Annotated in this window: 25 protein-coding genes; 14 read left to right on the forward strand and 11 right to left on the reverse strand. The window is 69.8% G+C overall.

Annotated elements, in window-relative coordinates:
• Positions 1 to 172 precede the first annotated feature (172 nt).
• From KGD87_RS30040 to KGD87_RS30050, 3 genes are all read left to right on the forward strand, one after another.
• A complete protein-coding gene (locus KGD87_RS30040) occupies positions 173 to 1804 on the forward strand; it encodes a S8 family serine peptidase (protein ID WP_284664380.1) in 1632 nt (543 codons plus the stop codon).
• 107 nt (positions 1805 to 1911) lie between these two features.
• Positions 1912 to 2367: a MarR family winged helix-turn-helix transcriptional regulator gene (locus tag KGD87_RS30045; RefSeq protein ID WP_284664381.1), complete on the forward strand. Its 456-nt coding sequence runs from the start codon at positions 1912 to 1914 to the stop codon at positions 2365 to 2367.
• A 17-nt stretch (positions 2368 to 2384) separates the two neighbouring features.
• Entirely contained in the window at positions 2385 to 2822 is a 438-nt protein-coding gene (locus KGD87_RS30050) for an organic hydroperoxide resistance protein (RefSeq protein ID WP_284664382.1), read from the forward strand.
• Positions 2823 to 2893: 71 nt separating this feature from the next.
• Here the strand turns inward: KGD87_RS30050 and KGD87_RS30055 are convergent, their stop codons facing one another.
• On the reverse strand, positions 2894 to 4111 hold the full coding sequence (locus tag KGD87_RS30055; protein ID WP_284664383.1) for a DUF6068 family protein: 1218 nt from the start codon (positions 4109 to 4111) through the stop codon (positions 2894 to 2896).
• A gap of 64 nt (positions 4112 to 4175) precedes the next feature.
• Between KGD87_RS30055 and KGD87_RS30060 the strand changes: the two genes are divergently transcribed.
• A complete protein-coding gene (locus KGD87_RS30060; RefSeq protein ID WP_284664384.1) occupies positions 4176 to 6191 on the forward strand; it encodes a hypothetical protein in 2016 nt (671 codons plus the stop codon).
• Between the two features lie 39 nt (positions 6192 to 6230).
• On the opposite strand, the gene KGD87_RS30065 is transcribed toward KGD87_RS30060, so the two are convergent.
• The 3 genes from KGD87_RS30065 to KGD87_RS30075 all read right to left on the reverse strand — a co-directional run bounded on the left by KGD87_RS30065 (position 6231) and on the right by KGD87_RS30075 (position 9576).
• On the reverse strand, positions 6231 to 6800 hold the full coding sequence (locus tag KGD87_RS30065) for a hypothetical protein (protein ID WP_284664385.1): 570 nt from the start codon (positions 6798 to 6800) through the stop codon (positions 6231 to 6233).
• A gap of 130 nt (positions 6801 to 6930) precedes the next feature.
• A complete protein-coding gene (locus tag KGD87_RS30070) occupies positions 6931 to 8733 on the reverse strand; it encodes an amidohydrolase (protein WP_284664386.1) in 1803 nt (600 codons plus the stop codon).
• Positions 8734 to 8802: 69 nt separating this feature from the next.
• Positions 8803 to 9576, reverse strand: coding sequence for a rhomboid family intramembrane serine protease (locus tag KGD87_RS30075; RefSeq protein WP_163782205.1), 774 nt, complete (start codon positions 9574 to 9576; stop codon positions 8803 to 8805).
• Positions 9577 to 9777: 201 nt separating this feature from the next.
• Here KGD87_RS30075 and KGD87_RS30080 point away from each other — a divergent pair, with 201 nt between their 5' ends.
• Entirely contained in the window at positions 9778 to 10302 is a 525-nt protein-coding gene (locus KGD87_RS30080; protein WP_284664387.1) for a hypothetical protein, read from the forward strand.
• A 2-nt stretch (positions 10303 to 10304) separates the two neighbouring features.
• Here the strand turns inward: KGD87_RS30080 and rnz are convergent, their stop codons facing one another.
• On the reverse strand, positions 10305 to 11228 hold the full coding sequence (gene rnz / locus KGD87_RS30085) for a ribonuclease Z (protein ID WP_284664388.1): 924 nt from the start codon (positions 11226 to 11228) through the stop codon (positions 10305 to 10307).
• 119 nt (positions 11229 to 11347) lie between these two features.
• Here rnz and KGD87_RS30090 point away from each other — a divergent pair, with 119 nt between their 5' ends.
• From KGD87_RS30090 to KGD87_RS30105, 4 genes are all read left to right on the forward strand, one after another.
• Complete coding sequence (locus tag KGD87_RS30090; RefSeq protein ID WP_284664389.1) at positions 11348 to 12025, forward strand: DUF2293 domain-containing protein; 678 nt, start codon at positions 11348 to 11350, stop codon at positions 12023 to 12025.
• Positions 12026 to 12123: 98 nt separating this feature from the next.
• Positions 12124 to 12897: a TetR/AcrR family transcriptional regulator gene (locus KGD87_RS30095; RefSeq protein ID WP_284664390.1), complete on the forward strand. Its 774-nt coding sequence runs from the start codon at positions 12124 to 12126 to the stop codon at positions 12895 to 12897.
• Positions 12894 to 14003 (forward strand): efflux RND transporter periplasmic adaptor subunit, encoded by a 1110-nt coding sequence (locus tag KGD87_RS30100; RefSeq protein ID WP_284664391.1) that lies wholly within the window; start codon positions 12894 to 12896, stop codon positions 14001 to 14003. The genes KGD87_RS30095 and KGD87_RS30100 overlap by 4 nt, the downstream gene beginning before the upstream one ends.
• A gap of 12 nt (positions 14004 to 14015) precedes the next feature.
• Positions 14016 to 17129, forward strand: a complete 3114-nt coding sequence (locus KGD87_RS30105; protein WP_284664392.1) for an efflux RND transporter permease subunit — start codon at positions 14016 to 14018, stop codon at positions 17127 to 17129.
• Between the two features lie 12 nt (positions 17130 to 17141).
• Here the strand turns inward: KGD87_RS30105 and KGD87_RS30110 are convergent, their stop codons facing one another.
• Positions 17142 to 17894, reverse strand: a complete 753-nt coding sequence (locus KGD87_RS30110) for a hypothetical protein (RefSeq protein ID WP_284664393.1) — start codon at positions 17892 to 17894, stop codon at positions 17142 to 17144.
• Positions 17895 to 17949: 55 nt separating this feature from the next.
• Here KGD87_RS30110 and KGD87_RS30115 point away from each other — a divergent pair, with 55 nt between their 5' ends.
• Complete coding sequence (locus KGD87_RS30115; RefSeq protein WP_176416642.1) at positions 17950 to 18507, forward strand: DUF2378 family protein; 558 nt, start codon at positions 17950 to 17952, stop codon at positions 18505 to 18507.
• A 54-nt stretch (positions 18508 to 18561) separates the two neighbouring features.
• On the opposite strand, the gene KGD87_RS30120 is transcribed toward KGD87_RS30115, so the two are convergent.
• Together KGD87_RS30120 and KGD87_RS30125 are read right to left on the reverse strand one after the other, a co-directional pair.
• Positions 18562 to 18990, reverse strand: a complete 429-nt coding sequence (locus KGD87_RS30120) for a hypothetical protein (RefSeq protein WP_284664394.1) — start codon at positions 18988 to 18990, stop codon at positions 18562 to 18564.
• A 225-nt stretch (positions 18991 to 19215) separates the two neighbouring features.
• Positions 19216 to 19419, reverse strand: coding sequence for a cold-shock protein (locus tag KGD87_RS30125; protein WP_002635980.1), 204 nt, complete (start codon positions 19417 to 19419; stop codon positions 19216 to 19218).
• A 267-nt stretch (positions 19420 to 19686) separates the two neighbouring features.
• Here KGD87_RS30125 and KGD87_RS30130 point away from each other — a divergent pair, with 267 nt between their 5' ends.
• The 3 genes from KGD87_RS30130 (at position 19687) to KGD87_RS30140 (ending at position 21441) form a co-directional block, all read left to right on the forward strand.
• Positions 19687 to 20244 (forward strand): SPW repeat domain-containing protein, encoded by a 558-nt coding sequence (locus KGD87_RS30130; RefSeq protein WP_284664395.1) that lies wholly within the window; start codon positions 19687 to 19689, stop codon positions 20242 to 20244.
• 122 nt (positions 20245 to 20366) lie between these two features.
• The gene (locus tag KGD87_RS30135) at positions 20367 to 20855 is read left to right on the forward strand and encodes an SRPBCC family protein (RefSeq protein ID WP_284664396.1); all 489 of its coding nucleotides are present in this window, start codon (positions 20367 to 20369) and stop codon (positions 20853 to 20855) included.
• A gap of 40 nt (positions 20856 to 20895) precedes the next feature.
• Positions 20896 to 21441 (forward strand): SRPBCC family protein, encoded by a 546-nt coding sequence (locus tag KGD87_RS30140; protein WP_284664397.1) that lies wholly within the window; start codon positions 20896 to 20898, stop codon positions 21439 to 21441.
• A gap of 1 nt (position 21442) precedes the next feature.
• On the opposite strand, the gene KGD87_RS30145 is transcribed toward KGD87_RS30140, so the two are convergent.
• Positions 21443 to 21952 carry a DUF305 domain-containing protein gene (locus tag KGD87_RS30145; RefSeq protein ID WP_284664398.1) on the reverse strand — a complete coding sequence of 170 codons (510 nt, stop codon included), beginning with the start codon at positions 21950 to 21952 and terminating at the stop codon, positions 21443 to 21445.
• Positions 21953 to 22270: 318 nt separating this feature from the next.
• On the opposite strand from KGD87_RS30145, the gene KGD87_RS30150 reads away from it, so the two are divergent.
• Positions 22271 to 23389 (forward strand): sensor histidine kinase, encoded by a 1119-nt coding sequence (locus KGD87_RS30150; RefSeq protein WP_284664399.1) that lies wholly within the window; start codon positions 22271 to 22273, stop codon positions 23387 to 23389.
• 56 nt (positions 23390 to 23445) lie between these two features.
• Here the strand turns inward: KGD87_RS30150 and KGD87_RS30155 are convergent, their stop codons facing one another.
• The gene (locus KGD87_RS30155) at positions 23446 to 23823 is read right to left on the reverse strand and encodes a hypothetical protein (protein ID WP_284664400.1); all 378 of its coding nucleotides are present in this window, start codon (positions 23821 to 23823) and stop codon (positions 23446 to 23448) included.
• Between the two features lie 144 nt (positions 23824 to 23967).
• Positions 23968 to 24939 (reverse strand): aldo/keto reductase, encoded by a 972-nt coding sequence (locus KGD87_RS30160; RefSeq protein ID WP_284664401.1) that lies wholly within the window; start codon positions 24937 to 24939, stop codon positions 23968 to 23970.
• Between the last annotated feature and the right edge of the window lie 214 nt (positions 24940 to 25153).

Here is a 25153-nt window from a genome sequence, read left to right on the forward strand (position 1 = left end):
CTCTCCGCTGACGCCGTCCCAGGGGCGCCGGGCCGCGTCGCGGCATGTAGCATGTCGGCCGGGGGTGGGAGGCGCTGACGCCGCTTATGGCCGACCACTGGAAACTTTGTCCGACACAATGCGACAATCATTTATCGGCGTTTTTTTCTGCCCCCCACGGAGCACCCCCACCATGGAAATCTCTCGCAAGCCGAAGTCGCCCGTGTCGCAGTCCACCCGCGCGGATGAGACGGCCAAGCCGGCCGCCGCGGCCAGGCCCGTGGAGAAGGCGCCGGTCCAGACGGCGAAGGACGGCTTCGACTCGGCGCCCACGGGTGGCGCGAGGGGCTCCAACTTCGTGGACCGCCCGAAGGGCAACTTCGTGGACCGCCCCACGGGCCTGCCCCCGGGCACCCCGTCGGCGCTGCCGGCCTCGGCCTTCACCTTCGGCTCCGGCCACGTCGCCGTGCGGCCCTTCGCGGAGAGCGCGGCCCGCGCGCCCGTGACGCTGCAGGCGTCCGCCACGCCCAACGCGAAGGTGAACGACCTCCAGACGACGACGTCCACCGTGTCCTTCGACCAGGACGTGAAGCTGGACTCGCTGAAGCTGAACCTGGACCTGGCGCACACCTACAAGGGTGACCTGGTCGTCAAGCTGACCAGCCCCTCCGGCAAGACGGAGACCCTCCACAACCGCACGGGCGGCAGCGCGGACAACATCAAGGGCAGCTTCGACCTGGCCGCCTTCAAGGGCGAGTCCACCAAGGGCACCTGGACGCTCTCCGTCGAGGACAAGGCGCGCCGCGACACGGGCACCCTGAAGAGCTGGAGCCTGGACGCCGCGGGCCAGACGACGGGCCCGGGCCCCATCGAGGAGCCGCAGAAGCCGCTCTCCGGCCCGCCGGTCATCGCCGTGTTCGACGGCGGCGTGGACTTCAAGCACTCCGACCTGGATGACGCGATGTGGGTCAACCCGAACGAAATCGCGGGTGACGGCATCGACAACGACGGCAACGGCGTCAAGGACGACATCTACGGCTACAACGTCGGCTACAACAGCGGCGACGTGCTGCGCGGCAGCGGCACGGACCACGGCACGCACGTGGCCGGCATCATCGCCGCCGAGGACAACGGCGAGGGCAACACCGGCGTCGCCGCGGGCAAGGCGAAGATCATGAGCCTGGGCGGCCTGTACAACGGCGCGGACCTGCTCACGAACTTCGAGCGCGGCGTCGACTACATGGTGAAGATGAAGACCGAGCACGGCGTGAACATCCGCGCCGTCAACGCCAGCTTCGGCAACGAGTACCGCAACCCCGCGGACGTGAAGCGCTGGACGGACGCGGTGCAGAAGCTGGCCGACGCGGACATCCTCCTCGTCGCGGCCACGGCGAACGGCAACGGCAGCAACCTGAACGACGTGCCGGACATGCCCGCCAACATCGACCTGCCCAACGTCATCACCGTGGCGTCCATGGACAAGCACAACGACAAGCTCGCCAGGTTCTCCTCCCACGGGGACAAGGTCGTGGAGCTGGCCGCGGTGGGCGAGGACGTGCTGAGCACCGTCCCGGGCGGCGGCTGGGAGGAGATGAGCGGCACCTCCATGGCCACCCCCACGGTGGCGGGCGCCGCGGCGCTGATGTTCGCCGCCAACCCCGAGCTGACGGCCGCGCAGGTGCGTGACCTGCTGGTCCAGACGGTGGAAGTGGACGCCGACCTCAAGGGCAAGGTGAGCACCAGCGGCAAGCTGGACATCGCGGCCGCCGTCGCCGCCGCCGAGGCCACCCTCACCGAGGACGACACCACGGTCGCCGGGCGCTGAGCCAGCCCTGACGTGACGCAGCGAAGCGCTCCCGGTGCCCAGGTGCCGGGAGCTTTTTCGTGTCCGATTTGATTGCGTACAATTCAATTGCGCCCTATTTATCTCCCATGTCGATGGATGATCCGCTCAGCCTGGACCGGCAGCTCTGCTTCCCGCTCTACGCGGCGGCCCGGGCGATGACGCAGGCGTATGCGCCGCTGCTGTCACGGCTGGGCCTGACGTACCCGCAGTACCTGGTGTTGCTGGTGCTGTGGGAGACGGACGGGGAGACGGTGAAGGGGATGGGGGAGCGGCTGTACCTGGACTCGGGGACGCTCACGCCGCTGCTCAAGCGGATGGAGTCCCAGGGCCTGGTGCGGCGGGAGCGGAGCGCGGAGGACGCGCGCTCGGTGCGCATCCATCTGACGTCCGAAGGACGGGCTTTGCGCCGCAAGGCCACGTCCATTCCCGAGGCGATGGCCTGCAAGTTGGGGCTGACGCGGGAGGAGGCGACCCGCCTGCGCCGCGACGTCCAACGACTGTTCGAAGTGCTTTCGCAGTCCCACGTTGATTCCTCGAAGTAACGCTCAAGGAGAACACCATGGCTCCCGTCACTATCAGCCCGCTGTACAACACCTCCGCCACCACCCACGGCGGTCGCAACGGCCGCGTGAAGTCGGAGGACGGCGTCCTGGACCTGGCCCTGGCCATGCCCAAGGAGCTGGGGGGCGCGGGCGGCGCCGTCACCAACCCGGAGCAGCTCTTCGCGGCGGGCTACTCCGCCTGCTTCGAGAGCGCGCTGCGGCTGGTGGCGCGCATGCAGGGGAAGAACCTGGGCAACGACGCGGGCGTGCGCGCCACCGTCACCATTGGCAAGACGCCGGACGGCGGCTTCGGGCTCGCGGTGGAGCTCCAGGGGCTCTTGCCGGGCATCCCGAACGACGAGGCCCAGAAGTTGATGGAGGCGGCCCACGAGGTGTGCCCGTACTCGCGGGCCACGCGCGGCAACATCGACGTGAAGGTCTCCGTCGCCGGTTAGCGCCACGTCGGGCCGTTGCTCCAGGGGGCTCACGGCGTCATGACGAGCCCTCGGGCGGGGCGTTCGGCCGCCTACGGCGTGGCGCCCGGCACCCACACGCCCCAGTCCGTGAGCTGCGCGCCGCCACCGCCAGGCGTGGTGCGGTCGCTCAGCGGCTGGAAGCGGGCCTCGTGGGCCAGACCGGAGAGTTCATCCTCCCAGGGGTCGGCGGCATAGACCTGGACGCGGACGCTGTTCGCCTGGGGCTGCGCGGTCTCCAACTGGAGCGCCGGGACGCGGTGCGGGCCCACCGTCACCGTCTCGTGCTTCGCCGGTGCGAGGCCCGTGGGCGCCGGGGGCCACTGGCGTGTGTCCAGGGACTCCCAGATGCGCGCCAGCACCGCCTCCTCCAGGGGCACGGCTTCCGCCTGCGCGAAGTCAGGGCACGCCGCGCCTGTCGTGGGCGGCGTCACCTGCTGACGCAGGATGAAGCCTCGCTCCGCGGCCTGGCAGGTGCGCAGCACGGACGGGGTGCCTTCCGTCTCCATCCGCACGTCGAACCAGGTGCCCGGGCCCCACGGGCGAGCGAGCGTCGGAGGCTGGCCGGTGTCACCCTCCTGGCCCTGGCGCGCCTCCACCAGGGTGAGCTGGGCGCCGCCGCCTGTGCCGAAGCCCGCCAGCGTGGTGCTCGCGTCGAGCAGGCCATGGGTGAGGTACAGCGGGCCCGGCGTCGCCGCGTAGAGCCGGTTCTCCAGGGGGCCGTCCATCATCCGCTTGTCGTTGAGGTAGCGCTTCGCCTCCCAGTGGCGGCCCGCGGCGGTGAGCTGCTCGGTGCTCTGCGTGCCCTCGCGAGGGGCCTCCAGCGCACGCGACGCATCCGCTCGCACGGGCACCACCAGGGGACGCGCCAGCATCGGCTGCCGCGACGGCGCGCCGCCATCCTCGGTGAAGGAGAGCGTCACCCAGACCCACGGCAGCTCCACCGCCACGACCTCCAGCGTCACCACGCCGGCCACCGCGGCCTCGGGCACGGCGCCGGGCTGCTGCCGGCCCATGGCCTTGCGGTTGGCGGAGAAGGAGTACGCCACGCGGTCACCCACGCGCGCCCGCAGCCAGGGCGAGTTGCCGCGCCGCGTTGGCGTCTCCGTCTCCGGCCGCGTCACGGGCTGCTGGGTGGAAACTTCCGGCGGCGCGGTGGTGCCGTCGGAGGGCGTGGTGTGGGGCTCCACGCTCTTGCAGCTCGTGCCAAGGGCCAGGGCCGCGCACAGCATCGCGGGGCGGGACAGGGAGAAGGCGATAGGCTTTCGCATTCGAGCAACCTCGGTGGTGAGGGGCATTGCGTCACCCCTGTCGGACCTTGATACACCGGGTCCCATGACCGCGAACCTGTCCATCCGCCGCGTCGTTCTCTACAAGCATGGCGTCGGCTACTTCGAGCGCCGGGGGAAGGTGCGTGGCAACGACACGCTCAACCTCGACTTCAAGGCGCGCGACATGAACGACGTGCTGAAGTCGCTGACGGTGCTCGACTTGTCGGGCGGCTCGGTGTCGGCGGTGAGCTACGACTCCACGAAGCCGCTGGAGCAGCTCCTGGCGGAGGCCACCATCCGCATCCCGGAGGACGGCAGCCTCACGGCGCTGCTGGGGCAGATTAAAGGCGCGCGCGTGCGGGTGCGCGTGGGCGGCGCGCAGGTGGAGGGCTCCATCATCGGCCTGGACTCGCTGGCCGTGGCGGCGGGCGAGACGAGCCTGATGCGTCCGTTCCTGTCGCTGCTGGTGGGCGCCTCGCTGCGGACCTTCGACATCCTGGACGTGTCCGAGCTGGAGTTCCTGGACGAGGCGGTGCGCAAGGACTTGGAGTTCTACCTGGCCACGGTGCTGTCCTCGTACAAGAAGGACTCCAAGCGGATGGCCATCCTCACCTCGGGCGAGGGCGAGCGCGAGCTGTTCGTCAGCTACGTGGTGGAGTCACCGGTGTGGAAGACGAGCTACCGCATCCTCCTGGATGAGGGCGAGCCGCCGCTGCTCCAGGGCTGGGCGCTGGTGGACAACACCGGGGACGAGGACTGGGTGGACGTGAAGCTGTCGCTCATCGCCGGGCTGCCGGTGTCCTTCGTGCATGACCTCTACAATCCCCGGTACATGAAGCGGCCGGTGGTGGAGGTGAAGACGGAGGCCGCCGCCGCGCCGGTGATTCCGGAGGAGAGCTTCGGGGGCGCCGCGGACATGATGATGTCGCAGGAGATGGCCGCGCCGATGATGTCCGGGATGCCTGCCCCGGCGCCCGCGGCCGCGCCGCGCCGCTCGCGAGCGGAGCGAGGGGGGCCGGTGCCCGTGGGCGGCCCAGGCAGTGGAGGCCCGAAGCTGCGCGAGGTGATGGCGCAGAGCGCCCCCGTGACGACGCTCACGAAAGACGTCGGAGACCTCTTCGAGTACGGCGTGGACCGGCCGGTGACGGTGCACCGCAACCAGAGCGCGCTGGTGCCGATTCTTCACAAGCCCTTCGAGGGCAAGCGGGTGCTCCTCTACAACCGGTCCACGCGGGAGAGGAACCCCATGGCGTGCATCGAGCTGAAGAACACCACGGGCCTCACGCTGGAGGGCGGCCCGGTGACGGTGACGGAGGACGAGCGCTACGTGGGCGAGGCGATGCTCGACACGATGAAGCCCAACGACCGGCGCTTCGTGCCCTACGCGGTGGAGCTGGGCTGCGTGGTGTCGATTGAGGACCGCACGGAGGACGGGCCGGTGTTCCGCGTGGTGGTCAACGCGGGGATGCTGATGGCGGAGTACTTCCACCTGCGCCGCACGACGTACCTGTCGCGCAACAAGGCGCCGCGGGCGCAGGTGCTGTACGTGGAGCACCCGCGCCAGGGCTGGGAGCTGGCCAAGGACAGCCCGGAGGCCGCGGAGACGACGGAGGGCTACTGGCGCTTCAAGCGGGAGCTGGCCGCCGGGGCGCAGGACTCGTTCACCGTCACCGAGCGCACGCGCGGACAGCGTCAGTACCTCGTCTCCAGCATGGGGGTGGATGAGGTCTCCTACTTCGTGTCGCAGCGCTTCATCGACGAGAAGATGGCGGGCGCGCTGAAGGAGGTCGTCGCGCAGCGCGAGCAGGTGGACGCGCTGGCGAAGGAGGAGCAGCGTTTGCTGGAGGAGCGCAACCAGCTCTTCCGGGACCAGGAGCGCATCCGCTCCAACATCGAATCGCTGAAGAGCGGCGCGTCGCAGCGCGAGCTGGCGGACCGCTTCGTGTCCAAGCTCAACGAGCAGGAGGACCGGCTGGAGGCCATCGCCGCCGAGCTGACGAAGCTGTCCACCCAGCGGCAGGAGGCGCAGAAGGCACTCAACCGCCGCATCCAGGCGCTCAGCTACACGGCGGACCTGTAACCCGCGGTGGGCCGCCCGGACCGCACCGGGCAGCCTTCGCTACCCGGAGACGATGCGCCAGCGCAGCGTCCCGTCCGGGTCCGGCGCGACGATTTCCACGCGCGGATTCTTCGCGCTGGAGCATTCCAGGTACGCCTTGAAGCCCCCCGCCATCTCATGGAGGGCCACCGGCGTCTGGTAGGTGAACTGGCGCAGCAGCAGCATGCCCGTGCCGTTCTCCTCCTGGTGCACCAGCTCCCCCTGGTCGCAGTAGGAGCGCCACATGCGCCGCGCCATGCCCAGCACCATGTTGGGCGTGGTGAAGCGCAGCACCATCTTGAAGATGGAGTGGATGTCTCGCAGGGTGACTTCGTAGCCCACCGTGTGAGCCCCTTCCGGCTTCCCGTCGAAGTGTCGGTCCACCACGTGCTGGATGATGCCGAAGTACGTCTCCACCGGCACCCAGCCCACCGCCAGCGTCGTGCGCGGGTCCGCGTGGGGTTGCAGCTCGGGAAGCAGCGACTCCACGGCCGTGCGCGCGGTGTCCTCGCCGAAGCGCTCGTGCACGTAGGCCAGCAGGTTCTGGACGGTGAAGCCCTTGTAGTTCACTCCGGACAATGAGGCTGTCACGCTTGCGATACCCCCCGCTCCAACCTGTGAGCCGGCCTTGGCTCACAGGAGGCTTGCGGCAAAGCCGTATGCTAGAGCACTCCACGACACGGCGGAAATACCAGCCCGCACCAATTCCCAGTCGATCCGCTCAACGCTGGAAGGCCCGGAACACCTCGACACCCGCGACCACCGTCATCCGGACCTCGGCGCCGGGGAGCGCGGTGACGGGCCCCTCCACCGGGTCCACCGACAGCGCGACGAAGTCCGCGTCCATGCCGGGCTGGAGCCGGCCGCGCCGCGCCTCCGCGAAGGACGCGTGCGCCGCGCCCACGGTGAAGCCCTCCAGCGCCTCCTGCCCGCTGAGCCGCTGCTCGCCGTACCAGCCGCCTTCCGGCAGGCCCTGGAGGTCCTGGCGCGTGCGCGCCGCGTACAGGCCCGCCAGCACATTGGGCCGCTCCACGGGGAAGTCGCTGCCCAGCGCCAGCACCGCGCCGGACGCCTTCAGCCGCTGCCACGCGTAGGCCCCGCGGATGCGCTCCGGCCCCACGCGCGTCTGTGCCCAGGGCATGTCACTGGTGGCGTGCGTGGGCTGCACGCTGGCGATGAAGCCGCTCCTGCCCAGCCGTTCAATGTCCTCGGGGCGCATGACTTGCGCGTGCTCCACGCGGTGCCGGCCGGACTGGAGCGTGCCGGTGGCCTCGGCCGCTCGCGCGAGCACGTCCAGCACCACCGTGTTGGCCCGGTCTCCAATCGCATGCGTGCACACCTGGAAGCCCCGCGCCATGAAGGCGCGCACGCGCGCTTCGTACTCCTCGGGCGACAGCAGCAGCAGGCCGCGGTGGCCGGGCTCGTCGCTGTAGTCCTGGTGCAGCGCCGCGCCGCGGCTGCCCAGCGCGCCATCCAGGGTGAGCTTCACCGCGCGCATCGTGAGCATGCGCCCCTCATGGGGGCCGTCCTTCAGGTACGTCTCCCGGTCGCCCGTCTGTCCATCCGCCATGGCGTAGACGCGCAGCGGCAGCTTGCCTTCCTTGTCCCAGCGCTGGAGCAGGCGGAAGGTGCGCAGGTCCATGCCCGCGTCGTGGACGCCGGTGAGGCCCACCTGCGCGGCGCGTTGGAGCGCCGCGGTCAACTGCGCCGCGTGCTGTGCGTCCGTGGCGGGCGGCAGCACGGCCTCCACCAGCGTCATGGCGTTGTCCACCAGGATGCCGGTGGGCTCGCCGCCATCGCCCCGGAGGATGCGCCCGCCCGCCGGGTCCTTCGTGTCACGGGTGATGCCGGCGCGGCGCAGCGCCTCGCCGTTGACCCACAGCGCGTGGCCGTCCACGCGGCTCAGCGCCACCGGCCGCGTGGGAAAGCGCGTGTCCAGGTCCGCGCGTGACGGGAAGGTCTTCTCCGGCCAGTCGTTCTGGTCCCAGCCGCGGCCCAGCAGCCACTCGCCCTGGAACGCGGAGGAGGGCGCCGGGGCGAGCCGCTCCAGGGCCTCCGCCTTCGTGTCCACGCCCTCCAGGTCCACCGTCACCAGGCCGCGGCCCAGGCCCGCCAGGTGCCCGTGCGCATCGGTGAGGCCCGGCACCACCGTGGCGCTGCCCAGGTCCACCACGCGCGCGTCCTTGCCGGCGGCGGCGAGCACTTCGTCCTTCGTGCCGGTGGCCAGCACCTTGCCGTCCTTCACCGCGAGCGCCTGCACCTGGGGCTTCGCCGGGTCCAGCGTCCGGATGCGCTGGGCCACGTACACCGTCGTGGTGGCGGTGGGCTCCGGAACGGGGGCCGGGTTGTCATCCACGGGCGGCACACGCCGGGTGCAGCCCGAAAGGCTTGTCAGAAGGAGTACCGCCCCGAGGAGTCCACCACCGAGTCGTCGCAGCGTCATGTCTGGCACCTGTCTGGAAGCCCGCGCCAATTCCTGGCGCGTCCGGCGCGACACTCTGGCGCACCTGGAAGGGGAGGCCAAGCCTTGGCGTCACTCCACCCGCTTGCCCGGTGTCTGCCAATTCGTGGATGCGGAAAAAAGCCAGGCACCTCACGGGTGGTTGGGATGGAGCCGGTGGCGCATCGACGTGCGCTGGTTCGTGTAGCGCGGGTTCTGGAACAACTTGATGAGCGCCATGCCCGCCACGAAGCCGCCAATGTGCGCCCAGAAGGCGACGCCGCCGGACGCCTCCGCGCTCACCGTGTTGAGCTGGGGCAGGCCGCTGAAGAGCTGCACGCCGAACCACCACAACAGCACCGCCCACGCGGGCACGGGGAAGACACGGATGAAGATGACGATGATGAACAGCATGTTCACCCGCACCCGCGGATAGAGCAGCAGGTACGCGCCCATGACGCCGGAGATGGCGCCGGACGCGCCCACCGTGGGCACCGGCGAGCCCGGGTCCACCAGCAGGTGCGCCGCCGCCGCGGCCAGTCCGCACAGCAGGTAGAACACCACGAAGCGCAGGCGGCCCATGCTGTCCTCGACGTTGTTGCCGAAGACCCAGAAGAAGAGGCAGTTGCCCAGCAGGTGTCCCCAGCCGCCGTGCAGGAACATGGAGGTGATGGGGGTGAGGAGGTTGATGGACTCGCTGTCCACCACGCACGCCAGCCCATCTCCCAGGGGAACGGGGAGGCCCAGCGCCGCCTTGCCCGTCAGCTCGCCGGGCACCATGCCCAGGTTGCAGACGCTGGCCGCCAGCCGGTAGGCGTCCAGACCGGCACCCTGGATGAAGACCCAGACGAAGCCGATGGTGCCGAGCAGCAGGTACGTCACGACGGGAGTACGGAGTGTGGGGTTGTCGTCGCTGATGGGAATCATGTGGGAGGTCCATCATGTGCACCGCGCTGGCCGGGCGCGGCGGCGGAGGGGGCCTGGATGTGCGGCGCTGGACGCATGGGCACCCATACGGACGGAGCGGGTGGAATGCTTGCCCTGGGAAACCATCCCCGGGGAGACTTGGCTGCGGGAAGAAGGTTGAGGGATGTTGAGCCGCCTCACACTCCCGTGGAGTCCTGAGAAATGAACCTGTCGATGCTGTCGCGCGGCGCCGCCGCGCTCCTCGTGGTCGCCGCGCTGTCCTTCACCACCGCGGGTTGCGCTGGCCGCCGCCGCGAAGCCTTCCTGTTGGAGAAGGCGCGCAACCACGTCTACCGCAAGCCCGTGGCGGAGGTGTATCCGCAGGCGCTCGCCCTGCTGAAGGAGAAGGGCTACTCCTTCAAGGCGGGCCAGAGCGGCTTCGAGGCCACCACCGAGTGGTTGATGCAGGGCGCCCCGTCGTCGCTGGGCACCACCCAGGTGCGCTACCTGGTGCGCGGCATCGAGAAGGGCCCGGGCCAGTGCTCGGTGGAGCTCACCCGGCAGCTCGTCACGGAGTCCGCGGGTGCTTCCAATACGTCCGGCCGCGCCAACGACATCTCCGAGCCCGCCGTCCGGGCCGATGGCGGCAACATCACCCGGGACGAGGAGCTGGAGTGGGAGCTGGTCCAGCGCGTGGACGCCGAGTCCGCTTCCTCCCTGCGCGCCGAGTCCGAGAAGATTCAGTAGCCTCAGTCCCGGAGGGGCAGCTCGACGGTGAGCCCGTCGAAGGCCACCTCCACCGGCCCCTGGTACTCCTCGCGCGCCTGTGTGAGCAGCTTCGAGGGGTCGGTGTCGTGCCGGCTGGAGAGGTGGGTGAGCACCAGCCGCCGTGCCCCCGCCTCCCTCGCCACCCGCGCCGCTTCCCGCGCGGTGGAGTGCCGGGTCTCCACGGCCCGCTCCTGTTCGTCGTCGGAGAAGGTGGACTCGTGGACCAGCAGGTCCGCGTCCTTCGCGGCCTTCACCAGCGACGGGCACGGGCGCGTGTCCCCGGAGATGACCAGCCGGCGCCCGGGGCGCGGCGCGCCCAAGACGTCCTCTGGCTTCACCGTGCGCCCGTCTTCCAGCGTCACCGGCTCGCCCCGCTGGAGCTTTCCGAAGCTGGGGCCCTCCGGCACGCCCAGCGCGCGCGCCGTGTCCAGGTTGAAGCGCCCGGGCCGGTCCTCCTCCACCAGCGCGTAGCCCAGCGCGTTGATGCGGTGGTCCACGCCCACCGCGTGGACCGCGTAGCCCTTGCGCGGCACCACGTCACCGTCCTTCAGTTCGTGAATCTCCACCGGGAAGGACATGGACTCCACGCCCAGGTGGACGGCCTGGTGGAGCAGGCGCTTCGCGGAGGGCGGGCCGTACAGGTGGATGGGCTCGGAGCGCCCCGTCATGCCCAGCGTGCGCAGAAAGCCGATGATGCCCAGGTAGTGGTCCGCGTGGAAGTGCGTGAAGAACACCGCGTCCACGGTGAAGCCGGTGCCGTAGCGCACCATCTGCCGCTGGCTGCCCTCTCCACAGTCGAAGAGCAGCAGGTCCGCGTGCGCCTTCACCGCCAGTCCGGAGAGGTTCCGGTGCAGCGTGGGCTGCGCGGCGGAGGTACCGAGGAACGTGAGCCTGAGGAGGGACATGCCGGCACTTCCCACGCGTTGAGGACCTCCCGCGCCAGTCAACCGCGGACGCGAGGGGGCCATTTACCAGGGTTGGAGGCACCCATGCTATGTGGCCGCCCCCGACCTCGGACTTCACCATGCCTGAATCCCTGACCTTCGCGCCGACCTCGGACCCTCGCCGTGTGCGCGCGCCGGATGGCCGCGTGCTCACCGTGCCGGACGGCTGGGCCCTGCTTCCCCCCGGTGACGCCGGGCTCACCCGCCGCGTGAAGGCGGCGGGGCCCTCCTGGACCGTGGCGGAGAAGGTGGGCCGCAAGCTCTTCTCCCGGGGCGTGTGGGCGCCGGAGGCGCACATCCTCCACGCCCGCGCCGCCCTCGAGGCCGAGCGCGCCACCCCCGCCTACGAGAAGAAGCTGGCCGCGGGACGCGAGCGCCGCGCCCGCGAGCAGGAGGCCTACGAGGTCGACTTCGCCAACGCCGTGCTGCGCTTCCTCGCCTTCTCCCCGGCGTGGCTGCCGCACGCCAGGCGCATGGCGGTGCTCGTCGCCACCCATGCCACCCCCGTGGGCAGCGGCACCGTGGCCCGCACCGAGCGCATCCCCCTGGAGCGCCGCGCCGAGGCCGCCGTCATCGCGTGGATGCGACATCAGACCACGAGCTACGACGACATGCGCATCGCCCGGGTGAAGGGCGCCCGCCGGGAGGTGCGCCGGGAACTGGCGGACATCTCCCGCGCCGTGCTGGACCTGCACCGCCGAGATGTCCCCCACGGGCCCGCGGCGTGCCCGCTGTGCACCGCGCTGACGCGGACCTGAGCGGCGGCGCGCACCCACAGCCGCGGACCTTGGATGACTGACCCGGTGTTCAGAAACCTTGCGCGGTTAATGACTGACGGGTTAGGAATCCGGCAAGCATGGCCCGTCCCGCCGACCCTCACGCGCGCAGTTCGCTGGTATCCGCGGCCCGGCGGGAGTTCGTTCGCCGGGGGCTGAAGGGCGCGCGCATCGAAGACATCACCGCCGCGTGCGGGCTGTCCAAGGGCGCCTTCTACCTGCACTTCCCATCCAAGGAGGCGCTGTTCGGGGAGGTGGTGGGCGCGTTCGAGTCCGGGCTGATGGAGATGAACGGGCGGCGCATGGCCCACATGGAGCGCTTCTTCCAGACGCACGGCATCCCGGGCGCGCGGGACCGCATCGAGCGCAGCGAGCGCTACCTGCGCTTTCTCCAACTGGAGAAGGAGCATGACCTGGAGGCCCTGGACTGGGTGTGGGAGTTCCGGGACGTGTCCCTGGTGCTCTCCAGCGGCAGCCAGGGCACGGCGTTCGAGTCCCTGCTGTGGCGCATGACGGACGCCCAGGTGGAGCGCGTCTCCCACGACTTCCGGCGGCTGCAGGAGGCTGGCGCCATGGACCCGGAGGTGGACGCGCACATCTTCGCCTCCATCATCGTCGGGTCCTTCCTGCTGCTCTCCACGCAGATGGCGCGGCTGGATGAGAAGCCGGACCTGAACGCGTGGGCGAACACGCTCCAGCGGCTGTGTCAGGAGGGCACCCGTCCGGCGCAGCCGTCCTCGGTGGAGGCGCCTCCGTCCCCCGCGCGTACGCCGCGCGCCCCGTCCACGCGTGTCGCGCGCCGGCCCCGGGCCGCCGCCCAGAAACCCCGAAAGACCCCGAGGAAACGCTCGTGAAACCCAACCTGAAGCCGTCCGCTGTCCGCGTGTTCGCCGCGGTGGGCCTGGCCACCGCCGTGCTGTCGCTGACCGCATGTGAGAAGGCGGATGCCTCGTCGGCGCCGCCCGCCAAGGCCCCGGCGAAGGAGGTGGTGCCCACGGTGAAGGTCGTCTCCGCGCGGACGGTGCAGGCCGCGCCGAGCGAGTCGGTGACGGGCACGCTGTTTCCCGCGCAGGCCTTGAGGGTGGGCTTCGAGGTGGGCGGCCGCCTGTCGGCCGTCCGGGTGAAGAAGGGGCAGGGGGTGAAGAAGGGCGACGTGCTGGCGCAGCTGGACCCGGAGATTTCCGACGCGCAGGTGGCCCAGGCCGAGGCCGCGGTGGCCGCCGCCGAGGCCGCCTCCACCATGGCCGCCGACGTGGCCGCCCGCAACGAGAAGCTCCAGCAGCAGGGCGGGGTGAGCGAGGTGGCGCACCGCACCGCCAGCGCCAATGCCGCGCAGGCGCAGGCGCAGTGGATGGCCGCCAAGGCGCAGCTGGCCCAGGCGCGCGCGTCCCGCCGCCGGCACGAACTTCGTGCGCCCTTCGACGGCACCATCATTGACGCGCCGGAGCAGACGGGCGCGACGGTGGCGCCGGGCACGCCGCTGTTCAACCTGGAGCGCCTGGACACGCTGCTCTTGAAGACGACGGTGTCGGAGGCCCTGCGCTCGCAGCTGGAGCCCGGCGCCAAGGTGCGCGTGGAGTCGGTGGGCGCGCGCGTGTCCTCGGACGAGGCGGTGGTGCGCACCATCCTCCCCTCCGCGGACCCCGCAACGCGCCGCGTCCCCGTGGAGCTGTCCGTCCCCAACGCGGACGGCCGCTTCGTGGCGCACACGCTGGCGCGGGCCGAGCTTTCACTGGGGCAGGCGCGGGACGCCCAGGTGCTGCCGGGCAGCGCGCTGTCGGCCCTCAACGGGGACCATGTCTGGGTGGTGGCGTCCGGCCAGGTGCGCCGCGTGGACGTGCGGGTGCTGGAGCGGCGCGAGCAGGGCGAGGTGGTGGTGCTGGCGTCCTCGCCGCTCGACGCCGTCGTTGACCACCCCACTCCGGGCCTGTCGCAGGGCGCCCGCGTCTCCGTGAAGTAGGGAGCCCTCCCCATGCTGCTCAGCGACGTCTCCATCCGCAGGCCTGTCTTCACCGCGATGTTGTCGCTGTGCCTCGTCGTGCTCGGCCTCATGGGCCTGGGCCGCCTGGGCACCGACCTCTATCCGGACGTGTCGTTCCCGGTGGTCATCATCAACACCGTCTACAAGGGCGCGGGTCCGGGCGAAATCGAAACGCAGGTCATCAAGCCCCTTGAAGACGCCGTCGCCGGCATCAGCGGCGTGGACAAGATTCACTCCTTCAGCCGGGAGAACGTGGGCATCGTGGTGGTGCAGTTCAAGATGACCGCCCCGCTGGACCGGGCGGTGCAGGACGTGCGCGACAAGGTCGCCGGCATCGCCAGCCGCCTGCCCCAGGACGCGGACGCGCCCGTCATCGGCCGCGTGGACCTGGGGGCCACGCCCATCCTCACCTACGCCGTCTCCGCGGAGCTGCCCTCGCAGGAGCTGCGCCGGCTCATCGACGACCGCGTGAAGCCCGCGCTCGCGCAATTGGAAGGCGCCGCCGAGGTGCGCGTCACGGGCGGTGACACGCGCGAGGTGCAAATCGACATCGACCTGGACAAGGCGCGCGCGGCGGGCGTGTCCCCGCTGGGCATCGCCCAGCGCGTGGCGGCGGAGAACCTGGACCTGCCCGCGGGCCGGCTCCAGTTGGGCGCCTCCGAGATGACGGTGCGCTCGCTGGGGCAGTTCCAGAACGTGGAGGAAATCCGCGCCCTGCCGGTGGCGCGCAGCGCGACGGGCGCGCAGGTGCGGCTGGGTGAAATCGCCAGCGTGACGGACGGCGTGGCCGAGCGGCGCACCCTGGCGCGCCTCAACGGGCAGGACGCCGTCATCCTGGAAGTCGTCAAGCAGCCGGGCTCCAACACCGTCGCGGTGAGCGAGGCGGTGCGGCAGGTGATGTCGCAGATGGACTCGGTGGTGGGGCATGGCTTCCAGGCCACGCTGCTCATCAACCAGTCGGACCTCATCCAGGAGAACGCGCACGAGGTCTGGGTGGCGCTCGTCTTCGGTGGCGCGATGGCGGTGCTCATCATCCTCATCTTCCTGCTGGACGTGCGCGGCACCTTCATCTCGTCGCTGGCGCTGCCCACCTCCGTGCTGGGCACCTTCTTCGTGATGTACGTGCTGGACTACACGCTCAACCAGATGACGCTGCTGGGTCTGTCGCTGGCCATCGGTCTGCTCATTGACGACGCGGTGGTGGTGCGCGAGGCGATTACCCACCGGCTGGAGAAGGGGGAGGACCCGGTGAGCGCCGCGTCCAACGGCACCCGGGACGTGGGCCTGGCGGTGCTCGCCACCACGCTGTCGCTGGTGGCGGTGTTCGTGCCGGTGGCCTTCATGCCCGGCGTCGTCGGCCAGTTCTTCCGGCAGTTCGGCATCACCATCTCCGTGGCGGTGCTGATTTCCCTGTTCATCTCCTTCACGCTGGACCCGATGATGTCGGCGCGGCTGGCGAAGCGGCGCGTGCCGGGCGAAGTCCGCCAGGAGAACGCGGTGGCCGCGGCGCTGCGCCGCTTCCTGGACGGCACCGAGCGCGTCTACGAGTCCATCCTCCGCTGGGTGCTGGCGCACAAGTGGACGACGATGGGGCTCACGCTGGTGTTGCTGGTGGTGTCCTTCGGAGGCGCCAGCCGTCTGGGCATGGAGTTCATGCCCGCGGAGGACCGCTCGCAGTTCTTCGTGGACCTGACACTGCCGGACTCGGCCAGCATCCGGGAGACGGAGGCCCGCACCGCCAGCGCGGAGGTGCTGCTGCGGCAGCTCCCGGAGGTGACGGACGTCTACTCCATCGTCGGCAAGGACGGCGATGTGAACAAGTCCCGCATGCGCGTGCTGACCGTGGGCAAGGACGCGCGCACCAAGGGCATCCAGTTGCTGAAGGAGGACGCGCGCGCGCTGCTGGAGCCGGGGCTGGTGGGCACGCGGGTGAACCTGAGCGACCCGCCCATCCTGGAGGGCCTGGGCGACTTCTACCCCATCATGGTGCGCATCACCGGGCCGGACCTGGTGCGCGTCAACGCGGAGGCCGAGCGCGTCGCGGACATCCTCCGTGAGCTGCGGGGCACCGCGGACGTGCGCGTGGAGTCCAACCCGCCCAAGCCGGAGCTGCAGGTGCTCATCGACCGGGCGCGCGCCAGCGACGTGGACCTGAACGCGGGCGCGCTGGCCACGCAGCTCCGGCTGGCCATTGGTGGTGACGTGGTGGCGAAGCTGCGTGAGGGCATCACCGAGACGGACATCCGCGTGCGCCTGTCGGAGAAGGACCGCGCCACGCCGGAGCGCGTGCGTCAGCTGGAGGTGTACACGCCCAGCGGCCTGCGCCCGCTGACGGACGTGGCCCGGGTGGAGCTGAAGAACGGCCCCAGCCTCATCGAGCATGAGAACCGCGAGCGACAGATTGCCGTGTACTCGCAGCTGGGCCCGGGCGCGGCGCTGGGCGACATCGCCCAGGAGCTGAAGGCGCGGGTGGCGGCCCAGCCGCTGCCGCCGGGCTACGCGCTCATCTATGACGGGCAGATGAAGAGCCTGGACGAGCAGAACGACGCCTTCGGCGCGGCGTTCGGGCTGGCCTTCGTGTTCATCTACATGGTGCTGGCCAGCCAGTTCGAATCCTACAAGCACCCGCTCACCATCATGGCGTCGCTGCCGCTGGCCCTGGTGGGCGCGCTGCTGGGCCTGGTGGTGACGGGCTTCCACCTGTCCATGGGCGCCATGATTGGCATCATCCTGCTGATGGGGCTGGTGACGAAGAACGCGATTCTGCTCATCGACGGCGCGCTGCAGAACCTGCGGGACGGCGACACGGTGGATGAGGCGCTGCTGAAGGCGGGCCCGCGCCGGCTGCGGCCCATCCTGATGACGAGCGCGGCCATGGCCATCGCCATGGTGCCCACGGCGGTGGGCACGGGCACGGGCTCGGAGTTCCGCGCGCCCATGGCCATCTCCGTGATTGGTGGCGTCATCACCTCCACCTTCCTCACGCTGCTGGTGGTGCCGGTGGTGTTCGCCGGCATGGAGCGCCTGGGTTTCAAGCGCCGCCGCCCGCGCGATGCCGCCTCCACGCCGCACCAGGTGGAGCCCAAGCCCAGCCAGGCGGCCTGAGGTCCGGGGCGCTCAGCCCCCCGCGTACAGCGGCGCCATCGCATCCACGATGGCGCCCATCAGCCGCTGACCGTCGGGCGTGTCCGGGCAGAGGCCGCCCCAGACGAGCGTGAGGCGTTCGGCCACGGGGCGGAAGTACATGCGCCCGCGCATGCGGACCGGCTCGTAGCTCTCCCGGCCGCCCACGAGGTAGTCCTCCTCCGGCACGCCGAACACGGCGTAGTACGTGAGGTCCGGCGCCTGCGCGTCCTGCACCCGGTGCAGCCCGCTGGGGATGACGCAGCTCACCTCCGCCAGGTGCCACGGGCCTTCACGGCCCTGGCGCACGTCCAGCACCTCGAAGCACATCCTCGACGCGGGGCAGCCCAGCTCCCCGGCCGTGAGGAAGTTGTAGTCGAGCCGCGGAATCTCCAGCATCTCCTCCAGGTCCGGGCGGCCGTCGCGGGTGAAGCCCCACGGGCCGCCATCCCGCTTGTACGAGCGGATGCCGTAGGCGCCGTAGAAGACGTTGTACCAGGGGCTGTGCGGGTTGAAGTAGTTGGAGCACCCGGCCCGCTCCGGGAAGTCTCCAATGGTGAAGGCCACCAGCAGGTCCATCAACCGCTTGGTGTCGAAGGCCATGAAGGGCTCATGCGCCACCGCGCCAATCGACCCGCGGATGGCGGGCACCGGTGTGGCGATACCGGCCTCCGCCAGGAAGTTCTTCTTCCCCGGCAGCGGCGTGGCTTTCATGGCCAGGATGGCGAGCTCTCGTTGCAGACCCATGGAATTCCTACCCCCTCGCCGCACATCCTAGCGGGGGCAAGGTACACTGCTGAACATGCCGGAGAAGCTCGTCTTCGAGCACACCTTGGAGGGGCTCTTCGTGCGAGGGCTGGGCGCCCGCGTCACCCCCGTGCTCCGCGAGCGGCTTCGGGAGGTGGGCGTGGACCTGGAGCGCAAGCTGCAGCCCGCCTACTCCTTTGAGACGTGGTGCTCCGCCGTGCGCGTGGCCGCGCGCGAGCTGCACCCGGACGTGCCCGACGACGTGGGCTACGCGCTGCTGGGTGAGCGCATGGTGGACGGCTACCGGGAGACGGTGCTGGGCCGCGCCGCCTTCGGCGTGATTCAGCTCCTGGGCCCCCGCCGGTGCGTGAGCCGGGCCCGGCAGATGTTCCGCTCCGGGAACAACTACACGGAGACACGCCTGGACGACGTGTCCCTCACCGAAGTGGACCTGTGGATGAACGAGGCCGGCGCCATTCGCTACTTCACGCAAGGCGCGCTGCGGGCGGGCCTGCGTGCCGTGGGAGCGCCGCATGCCGACGTGCAGGTGCGCGCCTTCACCGACGAAGGCGTCACCTACCGGCTCATGTGGCGCAACGGCCACGAGGCCTGAGCCTCCTGGGATTCCATGGGCTGGAGCCATCCTGCTCCAGCCAGGAGGTGTGTCTCAGCGCGCCGCTTGCTCCTCCGCGCCTTCCGGAGCCGCGCCCAGGAAGTAACGCGAGCGCGCCTTGGCGAGCTGCGAGTGCGCTTCCTCCAGCGACACGCAGTCCACCGTGATGTCGTTGTCCGCCGCCGCCGCCGAGGCCACCCGCGCCGTCTGCAGCCGGGCGATGGTGGAGTCCGAGACGTGCGCGCACATGACGCAGCCCATCTGCCGGCCGTAGGCCACCACCTCTCCGAAGATGCTGGCGGACTCCGGCTCCAGGGTCCTGAGCCCACGCATGTCCGCGAGCACCAGGTGACGTCCCCCTCCGTAGGAGTCTGTCTCGTTGCGGTACCGGCTGGCGAAGTCCCGCATCTCGTTCGGCCTGACGAACCCACTCAACCGCACGGTGACGGTACGGCGATTCTTGTCATTGATGACTTCGAACATGTGTGCGCCCTCCTCGCGGGGCAAAGATTAACATGAAGACAAACGGAGTTCCATGCAGCCCTCAGGGCAGCTTCATGGCTGGAAGGGTGTGCAGGCATGTCTGGATTGTCTGGCGCCGGTGGAAGTTTCCGCGTGCTGGCGCCCTCATGTGGTGGTGCCCGCAAAGAGAAAGCCCGGACTCGCCAATCGCGAGACCGGGCTTTCATGGCTTCGCCGGACCGCCGTTCAGGCCGCGCGAACGTTCTGCGCCTGCAGGCCCTTGGGGCCCCGGCCTACCTCGAACTCCACCTTCTGGCCTTCCTGCAGGGTGCGGAAGCCATCCATGTTGATGGCGCTGTGATGGACGAACACGTCCTCACCGCCGCCGTCCTGCACGATGAACCCAAAACCCTTCGCATCGTTGAACCACTTGACGGTACCGGTTGCCATGAATCGCGTTCTTTCGTTCCAAGGCGGCTGGGGTGGCCGCGGATATCGCCCTCTCAGAAACTGAAGGGCCGTGCTGCGAGCCATAGTCTGCCCGGGCCGGGCCTCCGAGTGGAAGCCCCCCTGGCTACCCGGCAGCCAGGAAGTCGCGGGTGGACAGCCTTCCTACCCCCGGTGCCCGGGCAGGCGAGGGGCGCATCGCCGTGCGTCATGGGCGGCGTGCCTACCCTAGTGACGGCTTCATGACGGCAAGACTGGAAGGAGCGTCACATGGCTGAACCGCAGACCCTGCGTCCGTCCACCCCCAGCTTCGTCCCGCCCCCGGTGCTCCCGGAAGGGCGCTTCCGGCGGGGCGTGCGCCGCGCCATGGACCGGAGCGCCGCCGCTGGAATCATCTCCCGTCCGCTCCTGGGACGCCTGCCGTTGCGCCGGTGGGTGCCCCAGGACCTGCACTCGCTCATGGACTACCAAGGCGGGACGGCCGTGGTGGTGGCGGGAGTCTTGTCCGGAGACGCCGTGGCGAAGTCCGCGGGCATCGTCCTGGGGTCCACCGTCCTCGGTGTGTCATTGTTGACGGACTACCGCCTCAGCTTGACCAAGCTCATCCCCATCGAAGCGCATGAAATCGCCGACCATGCCTTTGGCGTCGCGTCCATCCTCGCGCCCTTCGTGCTGGGCTATGCGAAGCGCAGCCCGCTGGCCGCGGCCATCCACGTGGCGGTGGGCGTGACGACCATCCTCGCCTCGCTGGTGACGGACTACCGGTGCCAGACGGGCATGCACCTGGGCGGCGAGCTGGCGACGGACCCGGGGGCGATTGGCGCGTGAGTGCCCCTGTCCCTCCGGCGCCGCGGCGGCACCGGGCGCGGTGGTGATTTCACCATTCGGTTGACAATCGCGCGGTGATGGCCGAGATATTCAACCAACTGGGTGAGTATCGGGAGTGCGTGATGGCCTCGACAGGGAATGACAGGAGCGCGCCGGTCGCCACGGCGATGATGATGATTCGCCGGCCCGTGGAGGACGTCTTCGCGGCCTTCGTGGACCCCGCAATCACGACGAAGTTCTGGTTCAGCCGGGGCAGCGCGCGGCTGCGGCCCGGTGGCACGGCGCAGTGGTTCTGGGACACCTACGGTGTGTCGGCCACCGTGAACGTGTTGGACTTCGAGCCCGGCGCCCGCCTGCGCATCGAGTGGGGCGACCCGGGGGAGATGACCTTCGTCGAGTGGACCTTCACGGCGCTGTCGCCGGACCGCACGTATGTCCGCGTCGTCGAGTCCGGCTTCCGGGGGGACGACACGGCCGTCGTGGCGCGAGCGCTGGACAGCACCGGGGGCTTCAACCTGCTCCTCGCCGGGGCCAAGGCCTGGCTGGAGCACGGCATCGAGCTCGCGCTCGTTCCGGACCATGTCCCCGAGGACGCGCGGCACCTCGCCTGACGCCCGGTATCCCCCACCCCCACGAATGTCTGAAGGCGCCATGAAACGAGACTCGCACGCCCACCTGTTGTCCTCCGACACCGTCCGCATCGAACGCCTGCTGCCCGGCCCCATTGAGCGCGTCTGGGCCTACCTCACCGAGCCGGAGAAGCGCCGGCTGTGGCTCGCCGGCGGTCTCACGGAGACGAAGGTCGGTGGCAAGGTGGAGCTGCTGTTCCGCCACTCCGAATTGTCCGAGGACAGCGGTGCCCCTCCGCCGCCCCATGCGGACACGGCGCAGGGCCACGTCAACGCGGGGCGCGTGACGGCGTGTGAGCCGCCCCACCTGTTTGCCTATACGTGGGCGGAGAACCATGGCGACCCGTCGGAGGTCCGCTTCGAGCTGACCGAGCGCGAGGACGGTGTCCTGCTGACCGTCACCCACGTGCGCCTCAACGGCCGGGACTCCCTGCGCAGCGTGGCGGGCGGCTGGCATACGCACCTCGACCTCCTGGTCGACCGGCTGAATGGGCAGCGCTCGCCCAACTTCTGGGAGGCCTACAAGCGCGCCCACGCCGCGTACGTCACGCGCCCGGGCTTTGAGTGATTTATCGAGCGGGCGCGGGGCTTCGCGGAGCGTAGGGGGGAAGGTCGGGAGCACCCTCCGGCGTCGGCTTGCGCTCGAGGTCGGCGATGAGCTTCTCCATCTCGCCGATTTCGCGAACCTGGGACTCGATGATGCCATCGGCGAGCTCGCGCACCCGCGGGTCGCGGAGATGGGCACGTTCGCTCGTCATGATCGCGATCGAGTGGTGCGGAATCATCGCCTTCATGTACGAGACGTCACGGACCGTCTCCTGGCTGCGGACGAGCCAGAGCGCCACCGCGAACGCAGCGCTGCTCCCAACGAGGATCGCCACATTCGCCCGCCTGTTCTTGTACATGGGCCACATGAACAGCAGCATGATGACGGCCATGGTCGCGCCCATCACCACGGCCATCCAGACCCGTGTCTGGCTGAAGCGAACGTGGTCGAGTGCGTAGGTATTCAGGTACATCAGGCCGAACATCACCACTGTTGACGTGGCGATCATCGCGCCAAAACGTGGGTAGCCCATTCGCTTCTCCTGGCCCCAGCGTCCTTCCACACGCAGAGGGCCAGGAGGACGACCAGGGCCGACAGCCTCAGCCGCCTTCCTCGCGCGGGCATAGCCCAGCCCGTACCCGTCACGCGCGGCATGGTGGCCCGAGCGCCAGCGGGAGCCGTGCAGCTGACACTTCCTCCCGATGAGGCGCTCGTCTGACAACGATTGAAGGGTCCAGGCTGAGGGAGCGGTCCGCGCGCTGACTGCCTGGATGGCCCGGGGCAACCTGCGCGCCTGCCAGTGTGCCGCGGGCGCTCCGAGTCGCAGATTGTGCTGATGCGTGAGGAACCCATGGGAGCAACCGCGCAAGGCAAGGGCTCGGGGGGAGGGGCCCGGCTCCTTGCCAACAAGGAGCGCATTCTCGCCCTCTGGGAGGAGCGCCTGCGGCAGGAGGTCTCAGCCGCCGCTGGCGAGAGCCACGCCCTCCTCATCGACACGCTTCCCGTCCTGTTGCGACAACTGGCCGAGGCCGTGTCGTCCCAGCACCCCCGGCGTACCGCCACTGAGGGCAGCACCATCGCCGAGGAGCACGGCAGCGAGCGGGTCCGCGTGACGCACTTTCGTCTGAATGACCTCATCACCGAGTACATGCTGCTGCGCGAGGTGCTTTTCGCCGTGCTGGAGGAGTCGGAGCCCTTGAGCGCGGCCGAGCGCAACACCCTCAATGCCTCCCTGGACCAGGCCATCGCGGAGGCCTGCACCGGATACGTCCTGGTGAACGAGGGGCTCCGGGAGCAGGTCTTCGCCACGCTCACACACGACCTGCGCGGGCCGCTGAGTGCGGCCAAGGTCAACGCGGGCCTCATCCTGCGCCAGCCCTCGGGTGAGCAGGTGCCGCGCTGGGCTGCGCGGGTGGCCGACAGCATCGACCGCGCGGACCGGCTGGTGCAGAACCTCCTGGATGCCATGCACATGCGGATGGGTGGCCGACCCGCGCTCTCCCTGGAGGCGTGTGACCTGGTGGACGCCGTGCGCCAGGGCGTCGAGAACCAGCAGGCCGAGCACGGCGAGCGGTTCGTCCTGGTGGCCCCGGAGCCCGTCTGGGGTTGCTTCGCGCCCGAGCTGCTGCGGCGCGCGGTGGAGAACCTGGTGAGCAATGCCGTGAAGTACGGCGCTTCGTCACGGCCCATCACCATCACCGTGCGACAGGGCCATGGGCGTGCCTTCATCCTCGTGCACAACCATGGGAGCTATATTCCCGCAGCGCAGCAGGCGCGCCTGTTCCAGGCCTTCCAGCGGTTGCCAGGCGCGGAGGCGGGTGGGAAGCGGGGCTGGGGGCTGGGGTTGGCCCAGGTCCGGGGGGCGGCCGAGGCCCACGGAGGGAGCATCAGCGTGGACAGCCTTCCCGAGCGTGGCACCACCTTCACCATTGATATTCCAAAAGATGCCCCGCCCCTGAAGGATATTTGAGCGTGCCTGGGCGGGATGCCCGGTGCGGCAGCCGTGCCGCACCAGGCGTTCAGCGCTTACGGCAGGTGCGGCGCCGGGTCGTCGGGAAGGATGAGGCAGTCAGGGTCCATGGTGAGGCACCGCGAGTTGCAGCAGCCGTCCGCGCGGCAGCTGCAGACGGGCTGAATGATGGGCGAGCAGGACGAGGAGACGCCGTTGCACGTCACCGTGCCGTTGTTGGCGCCGCTGGCGGAGCACGCGAACCCCGTTCCGGTGCACGTCTTCATCGTGCCGTTCGCGCACTCAATCTGCACGGAACAGTCACCCGCCAGCGCGGCCTCCTGAGAGACGAAGTGCTCCTCGGCATCGACCTGGGCCTGCTCCTCGGAGGGCAGGGGCCCGCAGGACGTCAGCATCACCAGCGTCATGACGACAATTCCGGCCATCGACTTCATGTGAACCTCTCTTCGATTGGGGGACTCGACGGCAGGGAATATGAAAGGAATTCCCTGTCGTCAATAGAGACGCTCCGCAATGGATGGGTGTCTTTTCCAATCGCTTGAGAGGATTTTGTAGCCTTTTATGTCTCGCCCGGTGCGTCACCAGGCATAGTCCTCCGGGGCGGGCTTGTGGCCCGGGAAGATGTCATCCAGGCGTGACAGTGCTTTCGCATCCAGTGTGACGTCAACCGCGCGGACGGCGGCGTCGAGCTGGGCGGACGTCCGCGGTCCGATGATGGGCGCGGTGACGGCGGGCTGGTGGAGGAGCCATGCCAGCGCGACGTCGCCGGGCTCATGCCCCAGCTCCTCCGCGAGCGCCTCGTACCGCTCGATGCGCTCCCGGTGCTTCTGGAGGGCCTCCTTGGCGCGTCCTTCCAGACGGCGCTTGCCCTCGCGCTCCTTGCGGAGCACGCCGCCCAGCAGGCCGCCCTGGAGGGGAGACCAGGGGAGGATGCCCACGCCGTGGAACTGCGCTGAGGGAATCACCTCCAGCTCCACGGTGCGCGCCATCAGGTTGTAGAGCGACTGCTCGCTGACCAGGCCCATGAAGTCGCGGCGGGACGCCACGGCCTGCGCCTGGGCGATGTGCCAGCCCGCGAAGTTGCTGCTGCCCGCGTAGAGCACCTTGCCCTGGGCCACGGCCACCTCCATGGCCTGCCAGATTTCCTCCCACGGCGTGGCGCGGTCGACGTGGTGGAACTGGTAGAGGTCCACGTAGTCCGTGCGCAGCCGCTTCAAGCTGGCATCCAGCGCGCGGCGGATGTTGAGCGCGGACAGCTTGCCCTCGTTGGGCCAGTCCCCCATGGGGGCGTAGAGCTTGGTCGCGAGCACGGTGCGCTCGCGCCGCTTGCCGCCCTTGGAGAACCAGTTGCCGATGACCTCCTCGGTGCGGCCCTTGTTCTCCCCGAAGCCGTAGACGTTGGCGGTGTCGAAGAAGTTGATGCCGTGCTCGAGCGCGGCATCCATGATGGCGTGGGACTCCGGCTCCTCGGCCGTCCAGCCGAAGTTCATGGTGCCCAGGCACAGCCGGCTGACGGAGAGCCCCGAGCGGCCCAGTTGCGTGTACTTCATGGCGACTCCTCAATGGCCGGAGGCAGGCTCCTTCCGCCGAGGACGGCCCGGCCGTGCGCCGTCCTCCGGGATGCCGTGCATTCAGGGCATCCGCGGCGGGGGCTGGCCAGGGATTTGCGGTGGGCTCCGCGCCGGGTGTCGGGCAGCCAACCGGGACGCCGCGATGAGGCAGGGCGCTCGAAACGAAAAATGGGCCACCGCCATGAAGGCAGTG

Origin of the sequence: Myxococcus sp. SDU36 (assembly GCF_030168875.1) — a bacterium.
Classification (GTDB): domain Bacteria; phylum Myxococcota; class Myxococcia; order Myxococcales; family Myxococcaceae; genus Myxococcus; species Myxococcus vastator.

Excerpts from the sequence above, each read along its gene's own strand:
- KGD87_RS30060 (WP_284664384.1), top strand. The coding sequence starts at position 4,176 with ATGACCGCGAACCTGTCCATCCGCCGCGTCGTTCTCTACAAGCATGGC.
- KGD87_RS30045 (WP_284664381.1), top strand. The coding sequence starts at position 1,912 with ATGTCGATGGATGATCCGCTCAGCCTGGACCGGCAGCTCTGCTTCCCG.
- KGD87_RS30125 (WP_002635980.1), bottom strand. The coding sequence starts at position 19,419 with ATGGCAACCGGTACCGTCAAGTGGTTCAACGATGCGAAGGGTTTTGGG.
- KGD87_RS30050 (WP_284664382.1), top strand. The coding sequence starts at position 2,385 with ATGGCTCCCGTCACTATCAGCCCGCTGTACAACACCTCCGCCACCACC.
- KGD87_RS30160 (WP_284664401.1), bottom strand. The coding sequence starts at position 24,939 with ATGAAGTACACGCAACTGGGCCGCTCGGGGCTCTCCGTCAGCCGGCTG.
- KGD87_RS30150 (WP_284664399.1), top strand. The coding sequence starts at position 22,271 with ATGGGAGCAACCGCGCAAGGCAAGGGCTCGGGGGGAGGGGCCCGGCTC.
- KGD87_RS30040 (WP_284664380.1), top strand. The coding sequence starts at position 173 with ATGGAAATCTCTCGCAAGCCGAAGTCGCCCGTGTCGCAGTCCACCCGC.
- KGD87_RS30110 (WP_284664393.1), bottom strand. The coding sequence starts at position 17,894 with ATGGGTCTGCAACGAGAGCTCGCCATCCTGGCCATGAAAGCCACGCCG.
- KGD87_RS30105 (WP_284664392.1), top strand. The coding sequence starts at position 14,016 with ATGCTGCTCAGCGACGTCTCCATCCGCAGGCCTGTCTTCACCGCGATG.
- KGD87_RS30055 (WP_284664383.1), bottom strand. The coding sequence starts at position 4,111 with ATGCGAAAGCCTATCGCCTTCTCCCTGTCCCGCCCCGCGATGCTGTGC.
- rnz (WP_284664388.1), bottom strand. The coding sequence starts at position 11,228 with ATGTCCCTCCTCAGGCTCACGTTCCTCGGTACCTCCGCCGCGCAGCCC.
- KGD87_RS30145 (WP_284664398.1), bottom strand. The coding sequence starts at position 21,952 with ATGGGCTACCCACGTTTTGGCGCGATGATCGCCACGTCAACAGTGGTG.
- KGD87_RS30140 (WP_284664397.1), top strand. The coding sequence starts at position 20,896 with ATGAAACGAGACTCGCACGCCCACCTGTTGTCCTCCGACACCGTCCGC.
- KGD87_RS30095 (WP_284664390.1), top strand. The coding sequence starts at position 12,124 with ATGGCCCGTCCCGCCGACCCTCACGCGCGCAGTTCGCTGGTATCCGCG.
- KGD87_RS30135 (WP_284664396.1), top strand. The coding sequence starts at position 20,367 with ATGGCCTCGACAGGGAATGACAGGAGCGCGCCGGTCGCCACGGCGATG.
- KGD87_RS30080 (WP_284664387.1), top strand. The coding sequence starts at position 9,778 with ATGAACCTGTCGATGCTGTCGCGCGGCGCCGCCGCGCTCCTCGTGGTC.
- KGD87_RS30090 (WP_284664389.1), top strand. The coding sequence starts at position 11,348 with ATGCCTGAATCCCTGACCTTCGCGCCGACCTCGGACCCTCGCCGTGTG.
- KGD87_RS30075 (WP_163782205.1), bottom strand. The coding sequence starts at position 9,576 with ATGATTCCCATCAGCGACGACAACCCCACACTCCGTACTCCCGTCGTG.
- KGD87_RS30130 (WP_284664395.1), top strand. The coding sequence starts at position 19,687 with ATGGCTGAACCGCAGACCCTGCGTCCGTCCACCCCCAGCTTCGTCCCG.
- KGD87_RS30120 (WP_284664394.1), bottom strand. The coding sequence starts at position 18,990 with ATGTTCGAAGTCATCAATGACAAGAATCGCCGTACCGTCACCGTGCGG.
- KGD87_RS30155 (WP_284664400.1), bottom strand. The coding sequence starts at position 23,823 with ATGAAGTCGATGGCCGGAATTGTCGTCATGACGCTGGTGATGCTGACG.
- KGD87_RS30115 (WP_176416642.1), top strand. The coding sequence starts at position 17,950 with ATGCCGGAGAAGCTCGTCTTCGAGCACACCTTGGAGGGGCTCTTCGTG.